This is a genomic window from Arthrobacter sp. 05N425, assembly GCF_056397125.1.
Genome location: NZ_JBFTMU010000001.1, coordinates 68,016 through 93,628 on the forward strand (window position 1 = coordinate 68,016; position 25,613 = coordinate 93,628).

General features: G+C 70.0%; 26 protein-coding genes. 11 read left to right on the forward strand and 15 right to left on the reverse strand.

Annotated features, from left to right (window positions below; translation table 11 throughout):
- The first annotated feature begins 5 nt into the window (after positions 1–5).
- From AC1DGE_RS00360 to AC1DGE_RS00385, 6 genes are all read left to right on the forward strand, one after another.
- Positions 6–779: an SDR family NAD(P)-dependent oxidoreductase gene (locus tag AC1DGE_RS00360; protein ID WP_476916675.1), complete on the forward strand. Its 774-nt coding sequence runs from the start codon at positions 6–8 to the stop codon at positions 777–779.
- 46 nt (positions 780–825) lie between these two features.
- Positions 826–1,146 carry a 2Fe-2S iron-sulfur cluster-binding protein gene (locus AC1DGE_RS00365; protein ID WP_476916676.1) on the forward strand — a complete coding sequence of 107 codons (321 nt, stop codon included), beginning with the start codon at positions 826–828 and terminating at the stop codon, positions 1,144–1,146.
- A 92-nt stretch (positions 1,147–1,238) separates the two neighbouring features.
- Positions 1,239–2,501 carry an NAD(P)/FAD-dependent oxidoreductase gene (locus tag AC1DGE_RS00370; protein WP_441418748.1) on the forward strand — a complete coding sequence of 421 codons (1,263 nt, stop codon included), beginning with the start codon at positions 1,239–1,241 and terminating at the stop codon, positions 2,499–2,501.
- Between the two features lie 33 nt (positions 2,502–2,534).
- Positions 2,535–3,293, forward strand: coding sequence for an HD domain-containing protein (locus tag AC1DGE_RS00375; RefSeq protein ID WP_476916677.1), 759 nt, complete (start codon positions 2,535–2,537; stop codon positions 3,291–3,293).
- Positions 3,290–4,810 carry an aldehyde dehydrogenase family protein gene (locus AC1DGE_RS00380; RefSeq protein WP_476916678.1) on the forward strand — a complete coding sequence of 507 codons (1,521 nt, stop codon included), beginning with the start codon at positions 3,290–3,292 and terminating at the stop codon, positions 4,808–4,810. Before AC1DGE_RS00375 ends, AC1DGE_RS00380 begins: the two co-directional genes overlap by 4 nt.
- A gap of 120 nt (positions 4,811–4,930) precedes the next feature.
- Positions 4,931–5,440 (forward strand): mycothiol transferase, encoded by a 510-nt coding sequence (locus AC1DGE_RS00385; RefSeq protein ID WP_476916679.1) that lies wholly within the window; start codon positions 4,931–4,933, stop codon positions 5,438–5,440.
- Here AC1DGE_RS00385 and ggt read toward each other — a convergent pair.
- The 3 genes from ggt to AC1DGE_RS00400 all read right to left on the reverse strand — a co-directional run bounded on the left by ggt (position 5,424) and on the right by AC1DGE_RS00400 (position 8,827).
- Complete coding sequence (gene ggt / locus AC1DGE_RS00390; protein WP_441418620.1) at positions 5,424–7,250, reverse strand: gamma-glutamyltransferase; 1,827 nt, start codon at positions 7,248–7,250, stop codon at positions 5,424–5,426. The genes AC1DGE_RS00385 and ggt overlap by 17 nt on opposite strands.
- A gap of 109 nt (positions 7,251–7,359) precedes the next feature.
- Entirely contained in the window at positions 7,360–7,833 is a 474-nt protein-coding gene (locus tag AC1DGE_RS00395; RefSeq protein ID WP_476909433.1) for an NUDIX hydrolase, read from the reverse strand.
- A gap of 130 nt (positions 7,834–7,963) precedes the next feature.
- The gene (locus AC1DGE_RS00400) at positions 7,964–8,827 is read right to left on the reverse strand and encodes an SDR family oxidoreductase (RefSeq protein ID WP_476909432.1); all 864 of its coding nucleotides are present in this window, start codon (positions 8,825–8,827) and stop codon (positions 7,964–7,966) included.
- Positions 8,828–8,928: 101 nt separating this feature from the next.
- Between AC1DGE_RS00400 and AC1DGE_RS00405 the strand changes: the two genes are divergently transcribed.
- Positions 8,929–9,300 carry a winged helix-turn-helix transcriptional regulator gene (locus AC1DGE_RS00405; protein WP_476909431.1) on the forward strand — a complete coding sequence of 124 codons (372 nt, stop codon included), beginning with the start codon at positions 8,929–8,931 and terminating at the stop codon, positions 9,298–9,300.
- Between the two features lie 18 nt (positions 9,301–9,318).
- Here the strand turns inward: AC1DGE_RS00405 and AC1DGE_RS00410 are convergent, their stop codons facing one another.
- The 6 genes from AC1DGE_RS00410 to AC1DGE_RS00435 all read right to left on the reverse strand — a co-directional run bounded on the left by AC1DGE_RS00410 (position 9,319) and on the right by AC1DGE_RS00435 (position 14,126).
- Positions 9,319–9,495, reverse strand: a complete 177-nt coding sequence (locus AC1DGE_RS00410; RefSeq protein ID WP_476916680.1) for a DUF7340 domain-containing protein — start codon at positions 9,493–9,495, stop codon at positions 9,319–9,321.
- A gap of 68 nt (positions 9,496–9,563) precedes the next feature.
- Positions 9,564–10,499: a prenyltransferase/squalene oxidase repeat-containing protein gene (locus AC1DGE_RS00415; RefSeq protein ID WP_476916681.1), complete on the reverse strand. Its 936-nt coding sequence runs from the start codon at positions 10,497–10,499 to the stop codon at positions 9,564–9,566.
- A 53-nt stretch (positions 10,500–10,552) separates the two neighbouring features.
- Entirely contained in the window at positions 10,553–11,056 is a 504-nt protein-coding gene (locus tag AC1DGE_RS00420; RefSeq protein ID WP_441418626.1) for a GNAT family N-acetyltransferase, read from the reverse strand.
- Between the two features lie 27 nt (positions 11,057–11,083).
- Positions 11,084–12,256, reverse strand: coding sequence for a class I SAM-dependent methyltransferase (locus AC1DGE_RS00425; RefSeq protein WP_476916682.1), 1,173 nt, complete (start codon positions 12,254–12,256; stop codon positions 11,084–11,086).
- A gap of 230 nt (positions 12,257–12,486) precedes the next feature.
- The gene (locus AC1DGE_RS00430; protein WP_175322614.1) at positions 12,487–13,530 is read right to left on the reverse strand and encodes an NAD(P)-dependent alcohol dehydrogenase; all 1,044 of its coding nucleotides are present in this window, start codon (positions 13,528–13,530) and stop codon (positions 12,487–12,489) included.
- Between the two features lie 329 nt (positions 13,531–13,859).
- A complete protein-coding gene (locus AC1DGE_RS00435) occupies positions 13,860–14,126 on the reverse strand; it encodes a hypothetical protein (protein WP_441418628.1) in 267 nt (88 codons plus the stop codon).
- Between the two features lie 154 nt (positions 14,127–14,280).
- On the opposite strand from AC1DGE_RS00435, the gene AC1DGE_RS00440 reads away from it, so the two are divergent.
- Positions 14,281–16,965, forward strand: coding sequence for an ATP-dependent RNA helicase (locus AC1DGE_RS00440; protein ID WP_476916683.1), 2,685 nt, complete (start codon positions 14,281–14,283; stop codon positions 16,963–16,965).
- A gap of 27 nt (positions 16,966–16,992) precedes the next feature.
- On the opposite strand, the gene AC1DGE_RS00445 is transcribed toward AC1DGE_RS00440, so the two are convergent.
- The 5 genes from AC1DGE_RS00445 to AC1DGE_RS00465 form a co-directional block, all read right to left on the reverse strand.
- On the reverse strand, positions 16,993–17,217 hold the full coding sequence (locus tag AC1DGE_RS00445) for a VOC family protein (RefSeq protein ID WP_441418630.1): 225 nt from the start codon (positions 17,215–17,217) through the stop codon (positions 16,993–16,995).
- Positions 17,218–17,258: 41 nt separating this feature from the next.
- Positions 17,259–17,480, reverse strand: coding sequence for a hypothetical protein (locus AC1DGE_RS00450; protein WP_441418631.1), 222 nt, complete (start codon positions 17,478–17,480; stop codon positions 17,259–17,261).
- Positions 17,481–17,545: 65 nt separating this feature from the next.
- The gene (locus tag AC1DGE_RS00455; RefSeq protein WP_476916684.1) at positions 17,546–18,466 is read right to left on the reverse strand and encodes an amidohydrolase family protein; all 921 of its coding nucleotides are present in this window, start codon (positions 18,464–18,466) and stop codon (positions 17,546–17,548) included.
- Positions 18,467–18,477: 11 nt separating this feature from the next.
- The gene (locus tag AC1DGE_RS00460) at positions 18,478–19,170 is read right to left on the reverse strand and encodes an alpha/beta hydrolase family protein (RefSeq protein ID WP_476892617.1); all 693 of its coding nucleotides are present in this window, start codon (positions 19,168–19,170) and stop codon (positions 18,478–18,480) included.
- Positions 19,157–19,507, reverse strand: a complete 351-nt coding sequence (locus tag AC1DGE_RS00465) for a hypothetical protein (protein ID WP_441418634.1) — start codon at positions 19,505–19,507, stop codon at positions 19,157–19,159. The genes AC1DGE_RS00460 and AC1DGE_RS00465 overlap by 14 nt, the downstream gene beginning before the upstream one ends.
- Before the next feature lie 154 nt (positions 19,508–19,661).
- Between AC1DGE_RS00465 and AC1DGE_RS00470 the strand changes: the two genes are divergently transcribed.
- The 3 genes from AC1DGE_RS00470 to ligD are packed head-to-tail and all read left to right on the forward strand — an operon-like array spanning position 19,662 to position 24,563.
- Positions 19,662–20,945, forward strand: a complete 1,284-nt coding sequence (locus tag AC1DGE_RS00470) for a class I SAM-dependent methyltransferase (protein ID WP_476916685.1) — start codon at positions 19,662–19,664, stop codon at positions 20,943–20,945.
- Positions 20,945–23,494 carry a cation-translocating P-type ATPase gene (locus AC1DGE_RS00475; protein WP_476916686.1) on the forward strand — a complete coding sequence of 850 codons (2,550 nt, stop codon included), beginning with the start codon at positions 20,945–20,947 and terminating at the stop codon, positions 23,492–23,494. The genes AC1DGE_RS00470 and AC1DGE_RS00475 overlap by 1 nt, the downstream gene beginning before the upstream one ends.
- 46 nt (positions 23,495–23,540) lie before the next feature.
- A complete protein-coding gene (ligD, locus tag AC1DGE_RS00480) occupies positions 23,541–24,563 on the forward strand; it encodes a non-homologous end-joining DNA ligase (RefSeq protein WP_441418637.1) in 1,023 nt (340 codons plus the stop codon).
- Between the two features lie 12 nt (positions 24,564–24,575).
- Here the strand turns inward: ligD and AC1DGE_RS00485 are convergent, their stop codons facing one another.
- A complete protein-coding gene (locus AC1DGE_RS00485) occupies positions 24,576–25,601 on the reverse strand; it encodes an isopenicillin N synthase family dioxygenase (RefSeq protein WP_441418638.1) in 1,026 nt (341 codons plus the stop codon).
- Between the last annotated feature and the right edge of the window lie 12 nt (positions 25,602–25,613).

The following is a 25,613-nucleotide window of genomic DNA, read 5'->3' on the forward strand; positions in this document are numbered from 1 at the left end:
CGACGATGAACCCCGCAGAAGACGGGCGCACGGACCAGCCGGCCCGCACCGTCCTGATCACCGGTGCCGCCGGCGGGCTGGGCCGGGCGTTCGCGCTCGGCTTCGCCCGCCGCGGCTACCGCGTGGCGGTCGCGGACGTGAACCTGGCGGGCGCTGAGGAAACAGCCAAACTGGTCCTGGATACCGGGGCCGAGGCGGCCGCCTTCTACGTCGACGTCACCAGCGTCGACTCCACCGAGGCCCTCGCAAAAGACTGCGCGGACTTCGGTAGCGGAAGCATCGACGTGCTGCTCAACAACGCGGCGGTGTACGCCGGGGTGACCCGCAGCCCGTTCGAGGACATTGACCCGGCCGAATGGGACCTGGTGATGAACGTCAACCTCAAGGGCCCCTGGCTCGTCACCCGGGCGGCGAGCCCGTACCTGCCCGAGGGCGGGCGCGTCATCAACCTCTCCAGCGCCACGATCTTCAGCGGCTCGGAGCAGTGGCTGCACTACGTCGCCTCGAAAGGCGGTGTGGTGGCCCTGACCCGGGTGCTGGCCAAGGAACTGGGCCGGCGGGGGATTACCGTCAACGCGATCGCCCCCGGCTTCACCCTCACCGAAGCCAGCTATGGGCTCATGGAGAACGCCGAGAACTACGGCGTGGACCGGGGTGCCATCAAGCGGGCCAGCCAGCCGGAGGACATCGTGGGTGCGGCGCTTTTCCTGGCCGGCCCGGACAGTTCCTACTACACCGGCCAGACCATGGTGGTCGACGGCGGCCGCCAGTTCATCTGAGCGCCGGCTCCAACTTTCCAAGCGACTTTCTACCCAAGGAGGACCAATGCCAACGGTTCATTTCACCGACGCCGATGGCGCCGTCCGCGACGTGCAGGGCAACCCCGGGGATTCCGTCATGGAGACCGCGGTGCGCAACGGCGTCCCCGGCATCGTGGCCGAATGCGGCGGCTCGCTGTCCTGCGCCACCTGCCACGTCTTTGTCCGCGAGGACTGCCTCGCGGAGCTTCCACCGATGGAGGACATGGAGGACGAGATGCTCTACGGCACGGCCGTGGACCGCGAGGACAACTCGCGGCTGTCCTGCCAGCTGCGCCTGACGGACGAGGTCGAACTGTTCGTCACCACCCCGGAAACCCAGGTGTAGCCGTGGAAACCCACGTTGCCGCGGCGCAGCAGACGTCCGCCGAAACGGCCGGCGCAGCCGGTCCCGAAACTGCAAGCCCCACCCGCACCGGCCTGCTGATCATCGGCGCCAGCCAGTCCGGCGTCCAGCTCGCGGTGTCGCTGCGGGCGCTCGGCTTCGACGAGCACATCACCCTGCTTGGCGACGAGGACCACCGGCCCTACCAGCGCCCGGCCCTGTCCAAGGAGTTCCTGCAGGGCACGGTGGAGAGCGAATCCCTGATCTTCCGCTCCAACGAGTACTGGGCCGAGCACAACGTGGAGCTGGTCAAGGGCGAATACATCGTCCGGATCGAGAAGGAAGCCGACGGGTCCGGGGTGGCGCATTCCTCCTCCGGGCGGCAGTTCCCCTTCACGCGGCTCGCCCTCACCGTGGGCGCCCGCGCCCGAAAACTGGAGATTGAGGGCGGGGACCTCGACGGCGTCCTCTACCTGCGCAACGCCGACGACGCCCTGGCGCTCAAGGCCCGGGTGGAGGATGCCACCGACGTGGTGGTGATCGGCGGCGGATTCATCGGCCTCGAAGCCGCGTCCAGCCTGCAAAAGATGGGCAAGAACGTCACCGTGCTCGAATTCGGTCCGCGGCTGGTGGGCCGCGCCGTCGGCGAGGAAACCGCCGAGTACTTCCTGCAGGCCCACCGTGCCCGGGGCTTGGACATCCGGCTGAACACGAGCGCCAAGCGCTTCACCGCAGCCGGCGCCGGTGACAACGCCCCGGGCGACGGCCGCAGGGTCGCCGGCGTCGAACTCCAGGACGGCACGGTGCTGCCCGCGCAGATCGTGCTGGTCGGCATCGGCGTCATCCCGAACACCCAGCTGGCCGAACAGCTTGGCCTGGCCGTGGACAACGGGATCGTCGTGGACCGCTTCGCGCTGGCCTCGGACGGGACCACGGTGGCCATCGGCGACTGTGCCAACATGCCCAACCCGGTCCCCGGCTCGGAACCGGGGGAGCGGATCCGGCTCGAGAGTGTCAACAACGCGATCGAGCACGCCAAGGTGGCCGCCTATTCGCTCACCGGGCGGCGCGAGGAATATGCCGGCATCCCGTGGTTCTGGTCCAACCAGGCCGACCTCAAGCTCCAGATCGCCGGACTCTGCAGCGGCTACGACCAGACGGTGCTGCGGCAGGACCAGGAACGGGGCAAGTTCAGCGTCCTCTACTACCGGCAGGGCCGCATCATCGCCGCGGACTGCGTCAACGCGCCGCTGGACTTCATGGCGGTCAAGAACGCCCTCGCCAAAGGCCAGAACATCCCCGCCGACGCCGCCGCGGACCCGGCTACACCCCTCAAGACGATCACCACGGACAGCTAGCCGCCTCCGGCCAGCCCCACCCGAAGGAGCACTATGACCACCCCCAAGACGCCGGTTGCCGACGCCGGCACTGCCACAGCCGGGACTACTGCTGTCGCCCCTGCCCACCCCGCGGCCGCGGACTTCGCCGCTGCTTATCCGGTCCGGCCGATTCCGGCGCCGGGACCGGTGGACACGGCCCCGATCGCCACTACCCCCGCGGCCCTAGGAGAACTGGACGGGCTCTGGCGGGCAGTAGTGCACGAGACCCGCACCCGAGGCAACGACATTCACCTGCCGATCTCGCTCGCCTACGCGGAGCGGCTCTGCCGGGCCTATCCGGATGCCGACGCCGAATTGGTCCGGGTGGCCACCGTGCTGCACGACACCGGCTGGGCCCACGTGGACGAATCCCGGATCATCTCCGAGGGCTTCGCCGGGGACTGGCGCAAGGCCGCCATCCGGTATGAACACGAAAAGCAAGGCTGCGACGTCGCCCGCCGGGTGCTCCCGGACCTGGGCTACGACGCCGAATTCATCGAGCGCGTCTGCGCGATCATTGACGGGCATGACACCCGCCCCGTGGCCTATTCGCTGGAGGACGCACTGATGCGCGACGCCGACCGGCTGTGGCGCTTCGACCAGGCTGGGATCGCCCTGGCCTCCTCCTGGTTCAAGATGGACCCCGCGACCTACACCGAKCGGCTGACCTCGGAAATCGTGCCCGAGCTCATCACCCAGGCCGCGTTCGACATGGCCATCGCGGACCTGGACCGCTCCACCGCCCTGCTCAAGACGGCGGTCATCCGATGACCGCCGCCACGCACGAGGCCCCCGCCGTGGCCGCCCGCGCCGCGCTCAAACTGCCCTACACCCACGTCGACGACCTCTTCATCGACGGCGCCTGGATCCCGGCACGCGGTACCGGCCGCAACCCGGTCACGGACCCCGCCACCGGCGAAGCCTGGGGCTCCGTGCCGGACGGCACCGCCGAAGACGTCGACGCCGCCGTCGTCTCCGCACGCCGGGCTTTCGACGCCGGCGAGTGGCCGCGGCTGGCGCCGTCGGTCCGCGCCGCGTACCTGCTGCGCATCGCCGAGGAAGTGGAGAAGCGGGCCGGGGAGCTGTCCCTGACGAACACCCGCGAGAACGGCTCGCCGGTATCCGAATCCGCCGGGGCCGCCGCCAACGCCGCGGGGATCCTCCGCTACTTCGCCACCCTGGCCGAGTACCTGGAGCGTGAGGACGTACGGGCCTTCCCGAAGGGCGGCGGGGAATCTGTTGTCCGGCGCGATCCGGTGGGCGTGTGCGCCCTGATCGCACCGTGGAACTTTCCGATCAACCTCGTGGTCATCAAGCTGGCCCCGGCGCTGTTGGCCGGCTGCACCGTGGTGATCAAGCCGGCGTCTCCCACCCCGTTGTCCCTCCGGGTGGTCATTGACGCGGTGGCCGCGGCCGGCGTCCCGGCCGGCGTCGTCAACCTTGTCACCGGGTCCGGCCGGCTGGGGGATCAGCTGGTGAAGCACCCCGGCGTGGACAAGGTGGCGTTCACGGGTTCCACGCCGGTGGGCCGAAAGATCGCGGCGGCATGCGGCGAACTGTTGCGCCCTGTCACCCTCGAACTCGGCGGAAAATCCAGTGCGATTGTGCTGCCGGACGCGGACCTGGACGCCATGTCCAAGGTGCTGATCCGCTCCTGCCTGCGCAACACCGGGCAGACCTGCTACATCTCGACCCGGATCCTGGCACCCGCCAGCAGGTACGAGGAGGTGGTGGACATGGTCACCGCCACGATCGCGGCAGCCAAGCAGGGCGACCCGCTGGAGCCTGACACCGTGTTTGGCCCGTGCGCCACGGAGTCCCAGTACCGGACCGTTCTGGAATACGTGGAGTCCGGCCTGGCCGAAGGCGCCCGTGCCACGACCGGCGGCCGCGCCGCGTCGCTGGGCGGCGGGCTCGAAGGCGGCTACTTTGTCGAGCCGACCGTGTTCGCCGACGTCACCCCCGCCATGCGGATCTCGCGCGAGGAGATCTTTGGACCGGTCATCTGCATCCTGAAGTACGACGACGCGGGAGGCAGCGCCGATGCAGCGGTCGCGTTGGCCAACAACACCGAGTTCGGCCTGGGCGGGCTGGTGTTCGGCTCCGACCCCGGGACGGCGATGGCGGTGGCGGAACGGATGGACACCGGTTCGGTGGGCATCAACTTCTTCGCCTCCAACCATGCGGCGCCCTTTGGCGGCCGGCACGATTCCGGCCTCGGCACCGAATATGGCGTCGAGGGCCTCAACGCCTACCTCAGCTACAAGTCGATCCACCGGAAGGTGTAGGGGATGCTCTTTCCCTTATGGTCCCTCTGCCGCACCCGGAACAACCAAAAGTGATAGCGCAACCGGTTCCGGCCGTGCCAGCATGGGGGCTCAGCGAAAGCGCGCCGGGAGGGGACTGCAATGAAGGCCAACGAACTGCTGCTTGACGGGTTTGGCAGGATCCACGAGATCGTGGCCGCCACCCTCGAAGACATAGACCCGGAGCTGCTGGTCCGGCGGGTGGCGGACCAGGCAAACCCGATTGCGTGGCTGGTCTGGCACCTCAGCCGTGGGGAGGATTCCCAAATCGCCCCCGCCGCCGGCTTGGAGCAGGTGTGGACGTCGCAGGGCTTCGCCGGACGGTTTGGCCTGTCACTGCCCGTCCAGGACACCGGCTACGGGCACACGTCCGAGCAGGTCGACGCGGTTCAGGCCCCGCCTGAGTTGCTGCGGGACTATTACGACGCCGTCCACCGGCAGAGTGTCGGGTTCCTGGAATCCCTCAGCGACGAGGAGCTCGACCGCGTCGTGGACACCCGCTGGAAGCCGCCGGTCACGCTCGGGGTGCGGCTGGTCAGTATTCTCGCCGATTGCCTCCAGCACGCGGGACAGGCCGCGTACGTGAAAGGCGCCGTTACCGAGACCGGTTGAGCACCATCGCCGAACCGCCGCCGCGCCGGACCGGCTCGGCGGCCGCGACCAGGCGCCCGCCCGGACCGAACTCGATCGCGGTTGCCGCGCCGATCTCCGCCGCCGAGGTGAACGCATCCCCGGACGGTGTGAACTGATGGCCGTACGGCGCGAGCCCGGTGCCGTACGCGGCGATGAACGACGGCTCGGCCGTGACCTTGGCCGTGTTCCGCTGTGACGCACGCGGTGCCGCAATCGCCTCGGAGATCGTCATGCCCAGATCCACCCGGTTCAGGATGGTCTGCAGCACTGTCGTAATGATGGTCGATCCGCCGGGGGAGCCGAGCGCGAGGAACGGCGCCCCGTCCTTCAGGATGATGGTCGGCGCCATCGAGGAGCGCGGACGCTTCCCCGGCTCGATCCGGTTCGGATCCTTGGGGTCGTACACGGTGGAGAAGTCGGTCATTTCGTTGTTGAGCAGGAACCCGCGGCCGGGCACCACCATGCCGGATCCGCCGGTCTGCTCGATCGTGAGGGTGTACTCCGCCACGTTGCCCCACTTGTCCGCGACCGTCAGATTCGTCGTCGAGATGTTCTCGGTGTCCTTCTCGTCGGCGGGTGCCACTGCGGCGGCCGGGCACACGCCGTCGTACGCTGACACATTTCCCGGTGCGACCGGCTTGGCCGCGGCATGCTGCGGGTCGATCCGGCAGGCGCGTTCCTTGCCGAAGAGCGGGTCGGTGAGAGCGGCCGTTGGCACGTCGACCTGCGCCGGATCGCCGACGTACTTGCCGCGGTCGGCGAACGCCAGGGCACTGGCTTCCAGGTAGTGGTGCAGGGCGCCGGCCCGGGACATCCCGGAGAGATTGGACGGGTCCAGGATGTTCAGCGCCTCGCCGACCGTGGTGCCGCCGCTGCTGGAGGGCGCCATGCCGTAGACGTCCAGGCCGCGGTAGTCCACGTGGGTGGGATCCTGGTCCAGCGCACGGTAGGCGGCGAGATCCGCCGTTGTCATGAATCCGGCCGGGACGGGCAGCTTGGTGCCGGCGGCCTTCGCTGGAGCCTGGACGGTGGCCGCGATTTCCGCAGCGAGCGGCCCGCTGTAGAAGCCGCGCGTGCCGTGCTTCGCGAGGAGCCGGTAAGTCGCGGCCAGGTCGTGGTTTTGGAAAATGCTGCCGACGGCGGGAGCGTCCCCGCCGGGCAGGTAGAGGCTGCTGGTCGCGGGGAATGCGGCGAAGCGGGCCTTGTTGTCGAGGGTCTGCTGCCGGAACGTTCCGTCCACGACGAAGCCTCGGGTGGCCACCTTGATGGCCGGTTTGAGGGCCTCGCCAAGGCCCAGGCTGCCCCAGCGCTCGAGTGCCCGTTCCCAGGTCGCGGGGGTGCCAGGGACGCCGACGGCGACGCCGCTGGTGACGAGCTCGGGGGTGAAGCGGTAGGGCTGGCCCGTCGCCGGGTCAATGAACGCATCGTGCGGCATCCCGGCCGGAGCAGTCTCGCGTCCGTCGACTGTGCCGACCTTGCCGGTCTTTGCGTCGTAGTAGACGAAGTAGCCGCCGCCGCCGATGCCGGCGCTGTACGGCTCGGTCACGCCCAGGGTCGCGGCTGCGGCGACGGCGGCGTCTGCCGCGTTGCCGCCCTTGCGGAGCACCTCGATCGCGGCGGCCGAGGCCTCCGGGTCCACCGTGCTCACCGCGCCGCCGTAGCCGATGGCCGTCGCGGTCTTTTCAGTCTCGCGCGGTGCCGCGGAGGCGGGGCCGGCGACGGCGCCGCCCGCCACGCTCAGGGCCAGTGCCGCGGTGACGGCGGACAGTCGACGTCCTACATGTTGCATGGCTGCTCCCGGGCTAGCGTCGTGTGAACTGACAGTTTCTGTCACACTACCCGCGCCCGTTGTGACATTCAATGCAGCATCCTGTCACACCGGTGGCTGGCGGCCGCGGCTAGCCTGCCTCCCGCAGGTGCGCCAGGAGCGCGTCCAGGACCGGAAGCTGGCCGCGCACCAGCTTCGTGCGGGCCTCGGACTCGCTGAACCACGCGGCGTCGTCGATCTCCGGGTAGCTGCGGACGATGCCCGATCCCCTTGGCCACTCCAGCGAAAAGGTGTTGCTCACGATCCTTTCCGGCCGGAAGTCACATTCGGCGGCGAAGACGGTGACAAACTTGCCCGAAGCCTGCCGGAAGCTGCCCAGCGGGAAGTAATCGACGTCGGGCGGGGCGGTGCCGATTTCCTCCGCGAACTCGCGGCGCGCGGCCGCCAGTGCGTCTTCGTCTTCGGTGTATTCGCCCTTGGGGATGGACCAGGCCGCGGCATCCTTCCGCGCCCAGAACGGCCCGCCCATGTGTCCGATCCAGACTTCCAGCCGCGACTGCGGACCCCGCCGGTACAGCAGCAGGCCGGCACTCAGAACGCTCATGCGGCCTCCAGTCCACGGGCGGGTTCCGGACTATCTTCGGACGCGCGCGGTGCGAAGGCAAGCGCGGTCGGGCCCGGAACCGTGGAGGCATGGCTGCCGCGGCCCGGTTGCCAGGGGAGGTTGGAGCCCCCTAAAGCGCGGATACCGCCGACCGGACCGCCTCGGACATGGGTGTTGTGGGCCGGCCGATCAACGTGCGTAGCTGAGTCGTAGTGACGTGAAGGTCTCCTCGAGCGATCCCCAGGTCGGAGTCCGCAAGGATATCGGCGAAGTCCAACGGCACGCCGAATCCTGCCAGCATGGCGGCGTAGTCGGCCGCGGGCAGGTCCTGATATGCGATCGGCTGCCCGCTGGCCTCGGCGATCTCGCCGGCCAGTTCCGCCATAGAGAAGGCCTCGTCGCCGCCGAGTTCGTAGACTTTCCCGGCCTGGTCCTCGGCCAGCAGGGCCGCAGCCGCTGCCTCGGCATAGTCGGCGCGCGCCGCGGCGCTAACCTTGCCGTCGCCGGCGCTTCCGGCGAACACGCCCTGTGCGAGCGTCCCCTGAAGCTGCTCGGTGTAGTTCTCCAGGTACCAGCCGTTGCGCAGGAGCACGTAGGGGAGTCCGGATTGCGCGAGCAGGGCCTCCGTCGCCTGGTGCTCGGCGGCCAGCTTCATGCCCGTGCTGTCCGCATTGGCGATGCTGGTGTAGGCGATCAGTCCGACGCTCTCGGCGACGGCGGCATCGATCACAGCGCGGTGCTGTCTCACCCGCCGGCCGACTTCACTCCCGGAAATCAGCAGCACCTTCGTGGCGCCCTTAAGGGCGTCGGTGACCGTGGCGGCGTCGTCGTAGTCCATGGCCCTAACCTGGAGGCCCCGGCCGGCGAACTCCGCCAGCCGTTCGACGGCACGTCCGGTGGCGACGATCTGCCCTGCGGAGACGCCGCGCTGCAGCAGGGATTCGATTACAAGGCGGCCAAGTTGTCCGGTGGCGCCGGTGACGACGATGCTCATGGGAAATTCCTTTCACGTGTTTGCTCTTCCGGGGTGGACAACCGGCCCGCAGCGGCAAAACTTCCCGGAAGAGAGTACGCACTTTCAGGTAAGGTACATACGTGACGGTTAGTTATGAATCATCCCGGTCCCCGCAGCGTTCGGAGAGCCCCGTATTTCCGGCCGGTTGCGCAAGCCGGACCCTGCTCGACCACGTGACGAGCAAGTGGGGGGTGCTGATTCTGATCGCACTGGCCGACGGGCAGCAGCGCTGGAGCGAATTGCGCCGCCGGGCCGAGGGCATCAGCGAAAAGATGCTGGCGCAGACGCTGAAGACGCTGGAGCGCGACGGCCTGGTGTACCGCGAGGCCCGGCCGACCATTCCTCCGCGGGTGGACTACAGCCTGACGCCGCGGGGCCGTGAACTCACCGACCACCTGCTGCCGCTCTTTGGCTGGGTGCAGGAGAACGCCGAGGAAATCATCGGCCAGTAGTGGGGCCCTGGCGCCCTGCTACCAGTTCTGTGGATCGTTCATGCTGCAGCCCTGGCTGCTGCACTGCCTCGCGCTGACCTGCCAGTCCGGCTGGCGCGCCGCCACGGGACGTACGTCTTTCCAGATCGGAACCACCCGTGAACCGCACGCCGGGCAGGGCGGCTCCATATGAGCGCGTCGTTGCGCCTTGTTCATGCTTCCCCCAAAAAACTCCGATGCCTACACCCAAATTTAGCCATAATTCCATCGAAGTTACAAACACCTTAGGAGCGTTCGGCCCAGTCCAGGACCCGCATGGCCCGCAGGGTGTTCCAGCGGCTCGGGCGGCCGTCACCCTCGTCCAGCGGGAAGTGGATCCGCCCCGGATGGCTGTTCTCCAGGTGCCAGGTCCCGTCGGGCTGCCGCTTGGACCGCACCACGCCCACTGCCTCGGCCGTCCGCTCATCCACGGCAGCCCCGGCGGCCCGGAAGTAGTCCAGGCTGCGGAGCACGTCGTAGTGCCAACGGACCGGGTGGGAGAACTGCAGCCACGCCGGGTCGATCAACCCGCCGGTGCTCTTGCGGCGGAGGAGGCCGCGTTCGAGCAGGTATTCCTCGCCGCGCCGCCGCGCCGCGGTGACCTCGGGAGTGCCGCCGGTTGCATGCCCGTACTCCAGCAGCCCTTCCAGGACGTTGATGGTGGTGTCGAAGGAGGATCGCGTGGACCCGCGTTCCGCCTCACAGTTCCAGCCGCCGTCGTCGAGCTGTTCCCCCAGCAGCCGCGTCACGACGCCATCGACGTCCTCGCCGAAGTAGGCGCCGAGCGCGACGGTCATCCCATTGATGCAGGGCTCTACTTCGCCCTCGAAGAACGGCTGGCCGGCTTCCTCCCAGCGGCTGTTCTGCCGGACACGCGCGACGGCGTTGCGCGCTGCTTCGCTGCCGGGGTCGAGCCCGAACTCGCGGAGCAGCAGCAGGCTGTAGGTAGTCGCGGTCCAGGGCTGGCCTGGCTCGGATTCATCGAACGGCGCCGGGAAGTACGTGCCGCCGTCCCACTGCCCGTCGCCGCCCTGCAGCCCGAGCAGGCGGGCGCCCCACCCCTGCGCAGCGACGGGGGCCCGCTCGGCGGACAGTTCGTCCGCGCCCGCGTCCGTCAGGTCGCGCAGGACCTGCCAGCGGATGGCGGGGTCGGAATCGAGCAGCCAGTCGAGGACGTCCATCCGGACAAGCTAGCACCACCTTCATCCGGCGGGGAAGGAACCCGGCGGGGCCCTCAGTCTCCGTCGTCGTTGGACAGCCGGCGGAAATCCCTGGACAGGTAGAGCGCCAGCGCCGCCGAATTTCCGCTGTCCACCGTGACCGCCACCCGGGTGCGGCCCAAGGCATGCAGGGTGTGCAGGCAGTGGCCAAGCAGTTCCTCCGCCAGACCCTGCCGGCGATGGTCGGGGTGGGTAAAGAGTTCGGCGATCTCGCTGTCCCAGTCGCCCTCGCTGCCCGGGGCCGGCTCGGTGACGATGATGGCGGCCGCAAGTTGTCCGTCGGGGGCTGCTTTGACCGCGGATGCCTCCGGAACGTGCCGGCCGTGGGCTCCACCGAGCAGGGCGTCGATCCAGCCGACGGCGCGGTCCTCGGGCTGCGGCAGGCCGTCCGCATAGGAGTCCCGGTACATTACGGACAGCTCAGGGAGGTCGGCTGCCTGGATGGGCCGTATCGCGGTGCCCGGGCGGGCGCCCTCGCGTGGGCCGGTGGCCGCGGTCAGGATGATTAGGGGATTCACGGCAGCCCTGCTCTCTCTAGCAACCTCTTATAACGAGACACCCTTTGGGAGTCCCCTCCAGCTTGCACCCGCTTTATTGCGGCGGCGTTTCCGGATGGTGATATCCGGACGACAGGAAGGCCGTCGGAAGGTGAACAGTTCCTTTCCGGCCGGGTTACCCTGCTCGGCCGACGACGGCGGTGACGAAGCCGGCCGGCGCGCCCCGCCGTCGGGTCTCTTTGCCGAAATTTCGGTGTTCCTCCACGGCCAGGCCGAAGGGCCGGAGGAACTCCACGGCACGATCCCGTGCCGGGGGAGTGTTGTCGATTCCGAAGTCGAGGGGCTCGCCGGCAAAGGGGCGAAATAGTCGAAACTGACCACACTGCCGGCGGCTCCACCGCCGATCCGGCGGAGCGTCGCCTCGACGGAAGCGCGGTCCAGGTACATGGTCACAGGCTCCCAGAGGAAGAACGCCGGCCGGTCGGGGTCGAAACCGGCGGCCAGGAGCTTGCTCCACCAATCCTGCGTCCGGAGGTCGGCGGCGACGTAGCTCGCCAGCTGTGTGGACAGTCCGGCACGCTTCAGCATGCCGAGCTTGAAGGCCTGGGTCAGGGGCTTGTCCACCTCGAAGCAGCGCACGTGGTCGGCTCCGGAGAACCGGAAGGCGCGGGTGTCGAAGCCCGCCCCGAGGATGACCAGCTGGCCCACGCCGGGAAGATGGCGCTGGAGGGCAGCATCAAAAAAGCTCGTCCGTGCCGAATCCTGGTGCCTCAACGGCGCCTCGCCCTCGTAGGGGTAGCGGTAGACCCTGGGAACGTAGCCGGTCGCACCGTGGGCGGCGATCGTTGGGGCCGCGACCAGGCTGAAACCCGTCCGGGAAACGTTGGGCATGACCATCATGAGCCGCTCGGCCGGCTCATCATCCCTGGTGCCCAGCCGGTGCTGCATGAACCGCGTGTGGAGAGAGGCCAGGAGGGTGGCCGAGACTCCGGTCCGCCGGCTGTAGACCAGCAGCTTGGGCAGTGCCCAGAGGTAGCCCGCTGTCCCCGCCGGGAACAGCGCCAGCTGGATCACCCGGAACAGGGCCGCCGCCGCAGGTCCCTGTGCCGGTCGCCGAGGCGGGGCCGGGTGCGGGCCGTTGGGCGCTCCCTGCCGGACCCTCAGACGTAGGTGCCGGCCGAGGGTGTCGCGGAGTGTCTCAAACTTGCCAAGCTGGATCATGGCGGGCCTCCCTGATGTGCCCGACATCTTCCTCCCACGGGCCGTAACCGGCAAGGGGTGGCGGTTCCGGGGCGTGCAGCGGGTGATGGCTGAACCGCTGCCGGGGCGGGTTTCCGCGGCGGAAACCGCCTGGTGATACGGAAACGGTCCGGCGCCACGGGAATCCCCATAGCGCCGGACCGTTTGCGCGTCGTACGTCCGGAACCGCAGCGCGGAAAAGCTCCCCGGAACTAGACCAGGGTCGCGGTGTCGATCACGAAGCGGTAGCGCACGTCGGAAGCCAGCACGCGCTCGTAGGCCTCGTTGATCTTCTCGGCCGGGATGACCTCGATCTCGGCGCCGAGGTGGTGTTCGGCGCAGAAGTCCAGCATTTCCTGGGTCTGGCGGATGCCGCCGATCATCGAGCCGGCGAAGGAGCGACGGCCGCCGATCAGGGCGAACGCGTTGACCGGCAGCGGCTCGGCCGGGGCGCCCACGTTGACCATGGTGCCGTCGAGGCGCAGCAACTGCAGGTAGGAGCTGATGTCGATCGAGGCGCTCACGGTGTTGATGATCAGGTCAAAGGTGCCGGCGAGCTCGGTGAAGGTATTCTCGTCGCTCGTGGCGAAGTAGTGGTCCGCGCCGAGGCGCAAGCCGTCTTCCTGCTTCTTGAGGGACTGCGAGAGGACCGTGACCTCGGCGCCCATGGCGTGGGCGATCTTGACAGCCATGTGTCCAAGCCCGCCGAGCCCGACGACGGCGACCTTCTTGCCGGGGCCGGCGTTCCAGTGGCGCAGCGGCGAGTAGGTGGTTATGCCGGCGCACAGCAGGGGAGCGGCGACGTCGAGCTCGATGCCCTCKGGGATCCTCACCACGAAGTCTTCGGTCACGACGACGTGGGTGGAATAGCCGCCCTGGGTGATCGTGCCGTCGCGGTCCACGGCGCCGTAGGTGCCGGTGTTGCCCTTGAGGCAGTACTGTTCCTCGCCGGCCTGGCAGTTGGCGCACTCGCCGCAGGAGTTCACCATGCAGCCGACGCCGACGCGGTCACCGACGGCGTGCTTGGTGACGGCCGAGCCGACCTCGGTCACGATGCCGGCGATCTCATGGCCGGGAGCGAGCGGGTAGGACTGCGGTCCCCAGTCGCCGCGGACCGTGTGGATGTCCGAGTGGCAGATCCCGGCGAACTTGATCTCGATCAGGACGTCGTGCGGGCCGACGTCGCGGCGCTCGATGGTGGTGGGGACGAGGTCCTCCGTGGCGGACGGGGCGGCGTAAGCGTTTACAGTAAGCATTCTTCTCCAGTAAGAGTCGGTTCGAAAGTCGCGGTCGTGGGGGAGAGGAGTAGGTCCAGGGGCTTGGGGGGCGCCTCTGAACCTGCCGGCCCACGATGGCGCTGTGGCCGGACGGCATGCCGTCCGGGGCCACAGTATGAGCCAACACCCTGCCGGGGTGGATTGTTCCGAAGCGGGACACTTTTTCTGGTCCAGCTTTTGTCGCAGCTCCGGAAAGGGACTGCTCCAGCGGCGAGGCGCTGGCTCACGGTTCCATTCAACTGCCTGCCGCGGCGGCGGGGGAGTCCCTGCTGGTACAGGTACTGGCAGGGCCTCCCTCCCCGGCGCTGCTAGCCGGCCATGCCGGGGTGCACGCGGACGAATTCGATCTTGTTGCCCGGATCGACTCTCTTCTTGGGCGCACGGGAAAAGCCCTTGGCGTCCAAGTGGTTCTGCGCGCGGTACTCGGCGAGTGCGTCGTCGTAGGCCGCGTTCAGCTGCCGGCCGGCGACTTCTTCGGTGGAGCCGTCGGCGAAGGTGATGGTGATGGGCGTGCTGGCGGGGAAGTGCCGGTTCATCCGGATGAAGCCCTCGGCGTCCTGCTGGAGATTAATCAATGGGGTGCCACCTTTGTGATTGAGAAGTCCCAGTCTTCCGTAGTTTCCCCTCCCGCCGCGCCGCAGCCTAGGCGTTGAAGCGATACAGGGCGGGCCGGGCAGGCAGGATGGGCCCGCAGAACTGCCGCCAGGCGCGGCGGGGGACAATGGAGGAGTGACTCCAACGCCCACTGCTCCCAACCCGGCGGACAAGCCCTTCGATCTCGGCTCCATTGGAACCGGTCTGGTCTTTGCCGCTTCCCTGGGCAAGCTCGCGGAGGCCTTGCAGGCGGGATCCCCGGCGGGCACGGCGGTGGTCGAGGCGCCCCCGGGTACGGGCAAGACCACCCTGGTCCCGCCGCTGCTGGCCAACCTTGCCCACGGCGCCGGTGTGCGCGCCCCGCGCATCGTGGTGACCCAGCCGCGCCGCGTCGCCGCGCGTTCCGCGGCCCGGCGCCTCGCCGCTTTGGACGGCAGCCCGCTGGGCGGGCGCGTCGGCTACACGGTCCGCGGCGACCGCCAGGCCGGCCCCGGCACCTGGATCGAGTTCGTCACTCCCGGCATCCTGCTGCGCCGCCTCCTCGCCGATCCCGGGCTGGAGGGCACCGATGCGGTGGTGCTCGACGAGGTCCACGAACGGGGACTGGAGACCGACCTGCTGCTCGGCATGCTCGCCGAGGTCCGGCAGCTGCGCGGGGACCTCACGCTCGTCGCCATGTCAGCCACCCTGGACGCGCCGCGCTTCGCCGCCCTGCTGGGGGACACGACGCCGCCGTCGGACACCTTGCCGGAGGGGCGCGGCGCAGGGGCCGGCGGGCACGACGGCGGCGGCGCGGCTCCCGTTGTGGGCTGTCCTTCCGCGCTGTACCCGCTCGAGGTCCAGTGGACGCCCGCCCCGGCCGCCCGCCTGGACGCCCGGGGAGTGACGCGCGCGTTCCTGGACCATGTGGCGGATACGGCCGCTGACGCCCACGCCGCGGCGCTCGCCGCCGGAGAGGACATCGATGCCCTGGTCTTCGTCCCGGGTGCGCGGGAGGTCTCCCACGTCGCCGCCCGGCTGCGCGGCCGGGTGACGGCAGAGGTGCTGGAGCTGCACGGCCAGGTGGGCCCGGCCACTCAGGACCGGGCCGTATCCGGCCGCAGCCCCGGCGAACCCGCTCGGATCATCGTCTCCACCGCGCTCGCCGAGTCCTCCCTGACGGTGCCGGGCGTACGCCTGGTGGTCGATTCCGGCCTCTCCCGCGAACCGCGGCGGGACGCGGGGCGCGGCATGACGGGCCTGGTGACCGTGTCCTGTTCCCGGGCCTCCGCCGAACAGCGCGCCGGACGGGCCGCCCGGCTGGGCCCCGGACGCGTGGTCCGCTGCTATGACCAGAAGAGCTACGGAGCCGCCCCTGCCCATCAGACCCCGGAGATTGCCGTCGCCGACCTGACGGGCGCAGCCCTGGTGCTGGCCTGCTGGGGCTCGCCGGGCGGCAGCGGGCTGGCACTCCCGGACGCCCCGCCCAGGGCCGCGATGGACGAGGCCGTCGAAGTGCTGCGCGAACTCGGCGCGGTGGGACCCGCGGGCCTGGCCACGGAGCTCGGCAAGACGCTGGCCCGGATTCCGGCGGATCCGCGGCTCGCCCGCGCCCTGCTGGACGGCGCCGCCGCCGTGGGGCACCGCACCGCGGCGGAGGCCGTCGCCGTCGTCGCCGGCGGACAACGCGCCCCCGGCGCCGACCTGCCCGGACTACTGAGCGCCCTGCGCTCCGGCAACGACCCGGGGTCCCGTCGCTGGGCGKACGACGTCCGGCGGATGGAGGCCATTGCCCGCCAGCCGCAGTCCGGCAGCGTGGCGTCGCTGCCGACGGCGCCCGCAGCCGGCACGGACGGCACCGGATTCGTCGTCGCCCTCGCGTTCCCGGACCGGGTGGCGCGCCGGGTCCCGGGACCGGACGAGCGCTACTTGCTGTCCTCCGGAACCCGTGCCGGGCTCCCGGGCGGCAGCCGCCTGGCCGGCCACGAGTGGCTCGCCGTTGCCGAGGTTTCGCGCGCCGACGGGAAAGACGCGGCCGGAACCGGCGCGGTCATCCGGTCCGCCGCGCCGCTGACGGCGGAGGCCGCGGAGGCCGCCGCGCGGCATTTGCTCAGCGACACCGTGGAGGCAGGATTCGGCCAGGGCCGGGTCACCGCCCGCCGGGAACGCCGCCTGGGCGCGATCATGCTCTCCTCGACGCCGGTGCGTCCGTCCGCGGCGGAAGGCCGCGCCGCGGTGGCCCGCGCCCTGGCGCAGGCAGGGCTGCAGACGATCGGCTGGTCGGCGGCGGCGGACGCCTTGCGCCGGCGCCTGGCCCTGCTGCACCGCGAACTGGGCGAACCCTGGCCGGACATGTCAGAGCCCGCCCTGCTGGCCCGCCTGGACGAGTGGCTGGCGCCGGAGCTCGAGGCCCTGGCCGCCGGTGCCGCAACGAGCGGCATCGGCCTGGCCGAACCGTTGCGGCGGCTGCTGCCCTGGCCCGAAGCGGGACGGCTGGGGGAGTTGGCTCCGGAGGCGCTGGAGGTACCCAGCGGCTCGCGGGTGCGGATCGATTACCCCGAGGCGGATGACGACGGCGGCCGGCCGGTGGTCGCGGTCAAGCTGCAGGAGTGCTTCGGCTGGGATCAGACGCCGCGGCTGGTGGATGGCCGCGTGCCGGTGTTGTTCCACTTGCTCTCGCCTGCCAGACGGCCGCTCGCGGTGACCGACGATCTGGCATCCTTCTGGTCCGGGCCCTACGCGCAGGTCCGGGCGGAGATGCGCGGCCGCTACCCGAAGCATCCCTGGCCTGAGGATCCCTGGACGGCACCCGCGACGGCCAGGGTCAAGAGCAGGATGTGACGGCCGGGGCCGACCCCCGCAGCTCCGTCAAGCCCCGGAAAGACCGGGTTCATACGTCCCGGCGTTCCACTCCTGTCCTTGCGGGTCCAGCACCCGTGCCAGCACTGCACCGCCGAGGCGGACTTCCGCATGGACGACCCGGCCCCCGGCCCCGTCCTCGCGGCGGACGACCTCAAACCCGACCCGCTCCATCCAGTCCAGCGCGGCAGGGGCATCCTGGTAGCTGAGGTAGGCGAAAAGCTTCGTCATCATGAGCGGATGCTAGTCCCGGGGCCCGCCGGTGGGTACCCTTGCTACCCGGCCTCGGCGCCCTCCCAGGCAACGTGGACCCAGCGCTGGCCTTCGCCGTCCCAGGATTCCGAATGGCCCAGCAGGGCCAGGTCCTGGAAGCTGACCTCGATCCCGTCGCGCTGAAGTTCGTCGCGGAGTTCGTGGGTGGCCTCCCGGACCGCTGTTGCCACTGCCTCGGGATTGCTGGATTCGACGCGCCGGGACGCTTCATATGGTTTGCTCATGGGCACCATCATTCAGCCTCGGAGCCGTTATGGGAACCATTGCCCGCAACCGGAACAACTGGGGATCAGCTGCCGATCAGCCGTTCGCCGTTGAACCAGCACACCGCCCGCAGCCAGTCGTCGTCGAGCCGTGGCTCCTTGTCGCGGAGCCGTTCGAGTGCCTCAAGCTGGTGCGCGTAGGGGTACGGGATGTTCGGGAAGTCGCTGCCGAGCACGATCCGGTCCGCAAATTCCGCGAGCCTCGGCAGCAGCCTGGCCGGGAACGGGGCCACCTCTTCAAAAAAGTCGGTAAACGCCATCGTGGTGTCGAGGTGGACGCGCGGGAACTTTTCGGCCAGGGCAAGGAATTCCCCGTATTCCGGCGTGCCCAGATGCGCGACGACGGCGGTGAGCCCGGGATGCCGGCGCAGCACGCCCTCAAGCTTGTCCGGGCCGGTGAACCCGGCCCTCGGCACCGGGCCGCTGCCCACATGCACCACCACGGGAACGGCCGCGTCCGCGAGGAGTCCCCAGACCGGGTCCAGGACCGGCTCGCGCAGGTCGAAACCGCCCACCTGGGCGTGGATCTTGAAGACGCGCGCGCCGCGGTGGAGGGCAGACTCGACCTGCCCCAGCACGCCGTCCTCCGGGTAGAACGTGGCGCTGGGCACGCAGTCCGGCTCAGCCGAGGCGAGGTCCAGGGCAAAGTCCGTGAGGTCCGCCGCCATCCCGGGCCGGTGCGCGTAGGTAAGGGCGGTGAAGCGTCGGACCCCCAGTTGCCGGAGCCGGGCCAACCTGCTGTCTTGGTCCGTGCGGTAGGTGATCGGCCAGGGCCGGCCCACCAGGGGTCCGGCCTCATCGAAATGCGCCCAGACCCGCCGCAGCATCCGCTCGGGGAGGAAATGTGTGTGGATGTCGATCAGCCCCGGCAACCCCAGCCGCTGCCACCACGCGGGGACGTCGCCGTCGCCCAGTGATCCCGGCCGGCCGGTGCGGGTGCCCGGCACCTCCGTCCCTTTCACCGGGCGCCCTCGGCGGTCCGGTCGGCGCTGTGCAGCCGGATGAAATCCGCCACTGCGGCCGCAAGGCCCGCCCCGATCTCTTCCGGCGACCGCTTCGCCCCGGCCACGGCGAAGGAATGGTCCCCGCCCTCACGCCACTGCAGCGTCGCGGCCGGGCCGATGCGCTCCACCACGGACTCCAGCAGCCCGCGGGTGGCGAAGGTGTCCCTGGTGCCCTGGAGGAACAGCATCGGCACGGTGAGCCCGTAGAGGTGTCCGTCACGCAGTTTCTCCGGTTTGCCCGGCGGATGCAGCGGATAGCCGAGGTACACCAGACCGGCCGCGGGCATGCCCTCCGCGACCGCCATCGACGCCATCCGGCCGCCGAAGGACTTCCCGGCGGCCCAGAGCGGTTCGCCCTCGGAACGGGCAGCGGCCGCGGCCATCGCCGCCCGCCAGGCCGCGATGGCCACCGGCGGCCGGTCCGGGAACTTCCGGCCCGCCTCGCGGTACGGGAAGTTGAACCGCAGCGTTGCGACGCCGTCGTCGTTCAAGGCCGCGGTGAAACCCCGAAGGAACGGGTGCTCCATCCCGGCGCCTGCGCCGTGGGCGACGACAAGAGTCGCGGCGGGTCTCGGCGGCCTGGCGTAGATCCCGGATACTGCCGTGCCGTCGACGTCGATGGTCAGCGCGAGTTCAGCGGCGGCCATGCAGGAGTCCCCGCAGTGACACAGCCCGCAGCATCAAACCAACAGCGCAGACCACCGGTGCCAGGCCGAGCAACACCGCGACCGGGTTGGGCCGGAACACGACGCGGCCGCCCCGGCTGCGGGCGTAAACGCCAAGCGGCAGGACGAAGCCGCCGCCCCCGCCGCCGGACCCCGCGGGAGCGTCCTCGGAGGCCGGGGCGCTCCCGCCGCCGAACCCGAACGACACCAGCGCCACGGGGATCAGTTCCTCGCCGTCGAGCTGCACGGGAGCGCCGTACGCCCGGGACACCCCCACGTTCTTGAACGCGTCCACGAGGGACGAAAATGCCTCAGCCATGTCTGCCACCCTAATCACCGGCCGCGGCGAGCACCAGAGCGGCCCGCGGCCCGTTGCCGAAGCGCGCGATTCCGGGACGTCCGGCCCCTGTTCGGGTGTCCCGGTTGCCAATAGATTGGGGCTGGGGCAAGCCACCGGCTGAGAGGAAAGAACCATGTCGACTACTGCTGGAGCCGCGTCGCGGCTGGCCGCTGCACTGGCCATCGTGCTCGGTACCACGGACATTCCGCTCCGGCTGCGCGCCTGGGACGGTTCGGAAGCCGGACCGGAGGGCGCCCCGCTGCTGGTGTTCCACTCACGCCGGGCGCTGCGGCGGATCCTCTTCTCGCCCGGTCAGCTGGGCCTGAGCCGGGCCTACGTCGCCGGCGAGATTGAGGCGCCCGGCGACATCTTTGCCAGTTTCGCCGCCCTCAGCTCGGCGGGGAAGTTCGCCGAGCCCGGGCCGTTCCGGCGCCCCACCGTCCGGGAACTGGGGACCCTGGCCGCGGCCGCGGTGCGGCTCGGCGCGCTGGGACCGAACCCGGCCCCGCCCCCCGAGGAGGCCCGCGTGGCGCGCAAGGGCCGGCGGCATTCCCGCAGGCGCGACGCCGCCGCCATCTCGCACCACTACGACGTCGGGAACAGCTTCTACGCCCTCGTGCTCGGCCCGTCCCTGGTTTACTCCTGCGCGGTCTGGGACACTCCCGGGACGGGCCTGGACGCGGCGCAGGAAGCAAAACTTGATCTGGTCTGCCGCAAGCTCGGACTCCGGCCAGGCATGCGGGTGCTGGACGTTGGCTGCGGCTGGGGCAGCTTCGCCATCCACGCCGCCGAACGCTACGGGGCCGACGTCGTTGGCGTCACCCTGTCCGCCGAGCAGGCCGAACTGGCACGGAAACGGGTGGCGGAAGCAGGGCTGACGGACCGGGTCGAGATCCGGATCCAGGACTACCGCGACGTGTCGGACGGACCGTTCGATGCGATCAGCTCCATCGGCATGTCCGAGCATGTGGGCCGCGAACAGATCGGCCACTACGCCTCGCGGCTGCGCGGGTTGCTCCGCCCCGGCGGCCGGCTGCTGAACCACGCCATCTCCTGGAACGCAGGACCGACCGACCCCGATCCGAATTCCTTCATCCCGCGTTACGTCTTCCCGGACGGCGAGATGCTCAGCCTCACCGAGATGATCGGCGCCCTGGAGGCCGGCGGCCTGGAAGTGCTCGACGTCGAGGCGTTGCGCCCGCACTACGCGCTGACCCTGCGGGCGTGGGTGCAGAACCTGGAACGCCACTGGGACGAGGCCGTGCGTGCCAGCAGTCCGGGCCGGGCCCGGGTCTGGCGGCTCTACATGGCCGCCAGTGCGCTGGGATTCGAGGCCGGAACCACGGGAGTGAACCAGGTCTTGGTGCAGCGCGCCGGCGGCGCCGAACCCCCGCTGCGCCGGACCGCCTGGCTCTGATGACACCCGGACCGGCCGCCGCCGTCGCGGAGGGGCTCTCCGCAGCGGAGGCAGCCCGGCGGCTGGCGGCCGAGGGGCCGAACGAGCTTCCGACGGCGAAGCCGCGCAATCTCCTGCAGCAGAGCTGGGCCGTGATCCGCCAGCCCATGTTGCTCCTGCTGCTGGTCGCCGGGACCGTGAACTTCCTGCTGGCCGAACTGCTCGACGGCGTGCTGCTGATGTCCTTCGTCGTGGTGGTGATCGGTATTTCCATCTACCAGGAGCGCAAGACCGAGAACGCCCTCGCAGCCCTCCGGGACCTGTCCTCCCCGCGCGCGCTCGTGGTCCGCGACGGGGAGCAGATACGCATCCCCGGGCGCGAGGTGGTGCGCGGGGACCTCGCCGTGCTCGCCGAAGGGGACCGGGTGCCGGCTGACGCGGTGCTGCTGGAGGCCCGCAACTTCGCGGCGGACGAATCCGCCCTGACCGGGGAGTCGGTCCCGGTCCGCAAGGTACCGGACGCGGCCCTTGCCGCGGCGGAGGCGCTGGGCCGGCCAGGCGGGGACGCGACGCCCTGGATCTTCTCCGGCACCCTGGTGGTGAAGGGCCACGGCCTGGCGCTGGTCAAGGCGACGGGAGCGGGCACCGAACTGGGCCGGATCGGCTCGGCCCTGCGCTCCATCGAACAGGAACCCACTCCGCTGCAACGGGAAATCGACCGGCTGGTCCGGTACGTGGCCGTGTTCGGCCTGGCGGCCGCCGTCGTCGTCGTGGTGGTGTACGGGCTGACCCGGGGGAACTGGCTGGAAGGACTGCTGGCCGGCATCGCGACCGCGATGGCGATGCTGCCCGAGGAGTTCCCGGTGGTGCTGACCGTGTTCCTGGCCCTCGGTGCGTGGCGGATGTCGCAAAAGCATGTGCTGACCCGGCGCTCGCCGGTGATCGAGGCCCTGGGTGCGGCGACCGTCATCTGCGTGGACAAGACCGGCACCCTGACCCTGAACAGCATGACCGTGCGCCAGCTGGTGGTCGGGGGACAGAGCTTCACCGTCGACGACCGGCCGCTGCCGGAGGCCTTCCACGCGATCGCGGAGTTTGGTGTGCTCGCCTCCCCGGTGGATCCTTTCGATCCGATGGACAAGGCCTTCAAGGCGGTGGGCGCGAAGTACCTCGGCGACAGCGAACACCTGCACGCCGACTGGGAACTGGTGCGGGAGTACCCGCTCTCCGAAGGCCTGCTGGCCCTCTCGCACGTCTGGCGCGCCGCCGACGGAAACCGCTACGTCGTGGCCGCCAAGGGTGCCCCGGAGGCGATTGCCAGGCTGTGCCGCGTGAACCCGGCCCAGCTTGCGGTCCTGACCGCCGAAGTCGAGACGGCCACCGCCGGCGGCCAACGGGTCCTTGCCGTGGCGCGCGCCGTGTTCGACCGGGCCGGGAGCCTGCCGGAATTCCAGCGTGATTTCGACTTTGAGTACCTCGGCCTCGTGGGCCTGAACGACCCGTTGCGGCCCGGCGCGGCCGACGCCGTCGCGGCCTGCGCGCGGGCGGGGGTCCGGACCGTGATGATCACCGGGGACTATCCCGGAACGGCTTTGGCGATCGCCCGCGAGATCGGCCTGGACCACGGCGCGGGCGTCATCACAGGCCCCGAGCTCGGGGCCATGGCGGATGATGAACTGGCCCGGCGCATCCGGACCGTCAGTGTGTTCGCAAGGATGGTGCCGGAGCAGAAACTCCGGCTGATCCGTGCCCTCAAGGTCAACGGCGAGGTGGTCGGCATGACCGGCGACGGCGTCAACGACGCCCCGGCCCTGCGCGCGGCGGACATTGGCATCGCGATGGGCGCGCGCGGCACCGATGTGGCCCGCGAATCCGCGGACCTGGTCATCACCGACGACGATTTCAGTTCCATCGCGGGCGGCATCCGCCAGGGCCGCGGGATCTTCGACAACCTGCGCAAGGCGCTGGCGTACACCATCGCCGTCCACGTCCCGATCGTCGGCATGTCCCTGCTGCCGGTTTTCGTCAGCGAGTGGCCGCTGGTGCTGCTGCCGGTCCAGATCGCGTTCCTGGAACTCATCATCGACCCGGCGTGCTCCGTGGTCTTCGAAGCCGAGGAGATCGACCCGGCGATCATGGACCAGCCGCCGCGCAAGGCCGGCCAGGGCATCTTCGGCCGCCGGGTCCTGGTCATCGCCGCCTGCCAGGGGCTCGCCGTGCTGGCGGCCGTCGTCGGCGTCTACCTCTGGAGCATCGGCAGCGGGAAGGCGGACGACGTCGTCCGTTCGGTCTCCTTCGCCACCCTGGTCATCGGCAACCTGTCGCTGATCCTGGTGAACCGGTCCTGGCGGTTGCCGGTCTGGCGGACGTTCCGCGAGCGCCGGAACCGGACGTTGAAGTGGGTGGTCGGCGGTGCGGCGCTGTTCCTGGTGGTGCTGCTGAGCGTCCCGGGGCTGCGCGGCGCCTTCGACCTGGGGCCGCTGGGGCCGGGGGACTGGCTGCTGGCGCTCGTGGCCGGGGCCGCCGGGGTGGTCTGGTTCGAAATCTACAAGACCGTCCGCCGGCCCTGACGCTGCCTCCTTTCCTTGGACAGCGCCCCGGGGTAGCTYGATCCTCATGGCGCGGGAAGAAACGACGGTCTCCGTTGCGGGACCAGACGGCAGCAGGGAAGTCAGGATCTCCAGTCCCAGCAGGCTGCTGTGGCCCGAAGCGGGCCTGAGCAAGCTGGACCTGGCCCACTACATGGTCGCCGTCGGGGACGCATTCCTGGCCGCTAATGGCGGCCGCCCCATCACGTTGCAGCGGTTCTCCGGCGACGTCGACGGCGAGCAGTTCTTCTCGAAGAACCCGCCCAAGGGGGCCCCGGACTTCGTGCGGGCCGTGGACGTGGTCTATCCGAGCCGCCGGTCGCATCCCCAGCTGGTGATCGATGAGATAGCCGCCGCGGTGTGGGCGGTGCAGATGAACACTGTGGTCTTCCACCCGTGGGCGTCGCGGGCTGCGAACCCGGACAACCCGGACCAGCTGCGGATCGACCTTGACCCGCAGCCGGGCACCAGCTTCAGGGACGCCGTGCCGGCGGCCCAGGAACTGCGCAAGGTGCTGGCCGAAGCGGGGCTGACGGCCTTCATCAAGACCTCCGGCAACCGCGGGCTCCACGTCTTCGCACCGATCGAGCCCGCGCATGAGTTCCTCGAGGTGCGGCACGCTGTCATCGCCGCCGCGCGCGAACTCGAGCGCCGGATGCCGGAGAAGGTCACCACAGCGTGGTGGAAGGAGGAACGCGGCACGCGGGTGTTCATCGACTTCAACCAGGCCAACCGTGACCGCACCATGGCCGGGGCCTACAGCCCGCGGGCGCTGCCCGACGCCACCGTATCCTGCCCGCTGGAGTGGGACGAGCTGGACGGCGCGGACCCCAAGGACTTCACCGTCGCCACCGTTCCCGCCCGGCTCAAGGCCACCGGGGATCCGTGGGCGGACATGCATGCCAGCCCAGGCTCCATCGAGGCCCTGCTCGGGTGGTGGGAACGGGACGTGGCCGCGGGTCTCGGCGAGCTTCCCTTCCCGCCCGACTTCCCGAAAATGCCCGGCGAGCCGCCGCGGGTGCAGCCCAGCCGGGCCCGGAGCAAGGACTAGAAACGGACCCTCTTACTGGACCAGTTCGGGGTGGTGCAGCCTGGCGACCTCGGGGTGGGCGCGGAGCCAGCCCTTGAGCACGTTCGCCCCGTAGGAGGCGAGCATCGGGTTGTCCGGATCGTCCGAAAGCCCGCGGGACTGCGCCGCCAGGGCCGGCGGCAGCGGGACCGGATCGATGACGGCGTCCAGCCGCGGCGACCAGAAGAACGGAACCGTATAGCGGTCGACGCCGGGCGGCGGCGCCTGCACCCGGTGGATCGTCGCCGAGAGGTACCCCTGGGTCGCAACCTCCAGCATTTCGCCCAGGTTCACCACCAGAGCCCCTTCGAGCGGCGCCACCGGAATCCAGTCGTCGCTGCCGTGCGGCCGCACCTCCAGGCCGCCCACCCGGTCCTGCAGCAGGAGGGTGACGAAGCCGTAGTCGGCGTGCGCACCGACGCCCTGGGTTCCGGCCGCCGGGACCACGCCGCCGACGTAGTGCGTGAGCTTGGCCATCCACGCGGGTGTCCCCTCGAAGGCGGCGGCGAAGTGGTCTTCCGGAAGTTCCAGCGAGACCGCGATCGCGCGCAGCAGTTCCGCGCCCACCACGCACATTCGGTCGGCCCAGGCCATGGCGACGGTGCGTAGCTCCGGGAGGGCCTTATCCGGCCAGAGGTTGGGCCCCTGGATCAGCCAGTACGGCTGCTCGGCCGGGTAGTCGCGCAGGGCGGGGCGCTCGGGACCGAAGTCCAGCTGTTCCCGTGCGTCCGGCCGTCCCTGCGTCACTTCGTGGCCGAGCCGCGTGTAGCCGCGGAAATGCGGCGACTTGCGGTTGTCCAGCGCCAGCCGGTCCGCTTCCGGAAGATTGAAAAACCGGCGCGTGACGTCGAAGAGCTCATCGACTTGCGCGCCGGTGGCGCCATAGCCGATCAACTGGAAGAAGCCCACCCGGTGGCTGGCGTCGCGGAGGTCGGCAACAAAGGCGGGGTTGAATGAACCGTCGTCGTTTCTCGCCGCACCCAGGTCCAACACCGGGATTGATTCGGTTCGAGTGTCCATCACTGCAAGGTA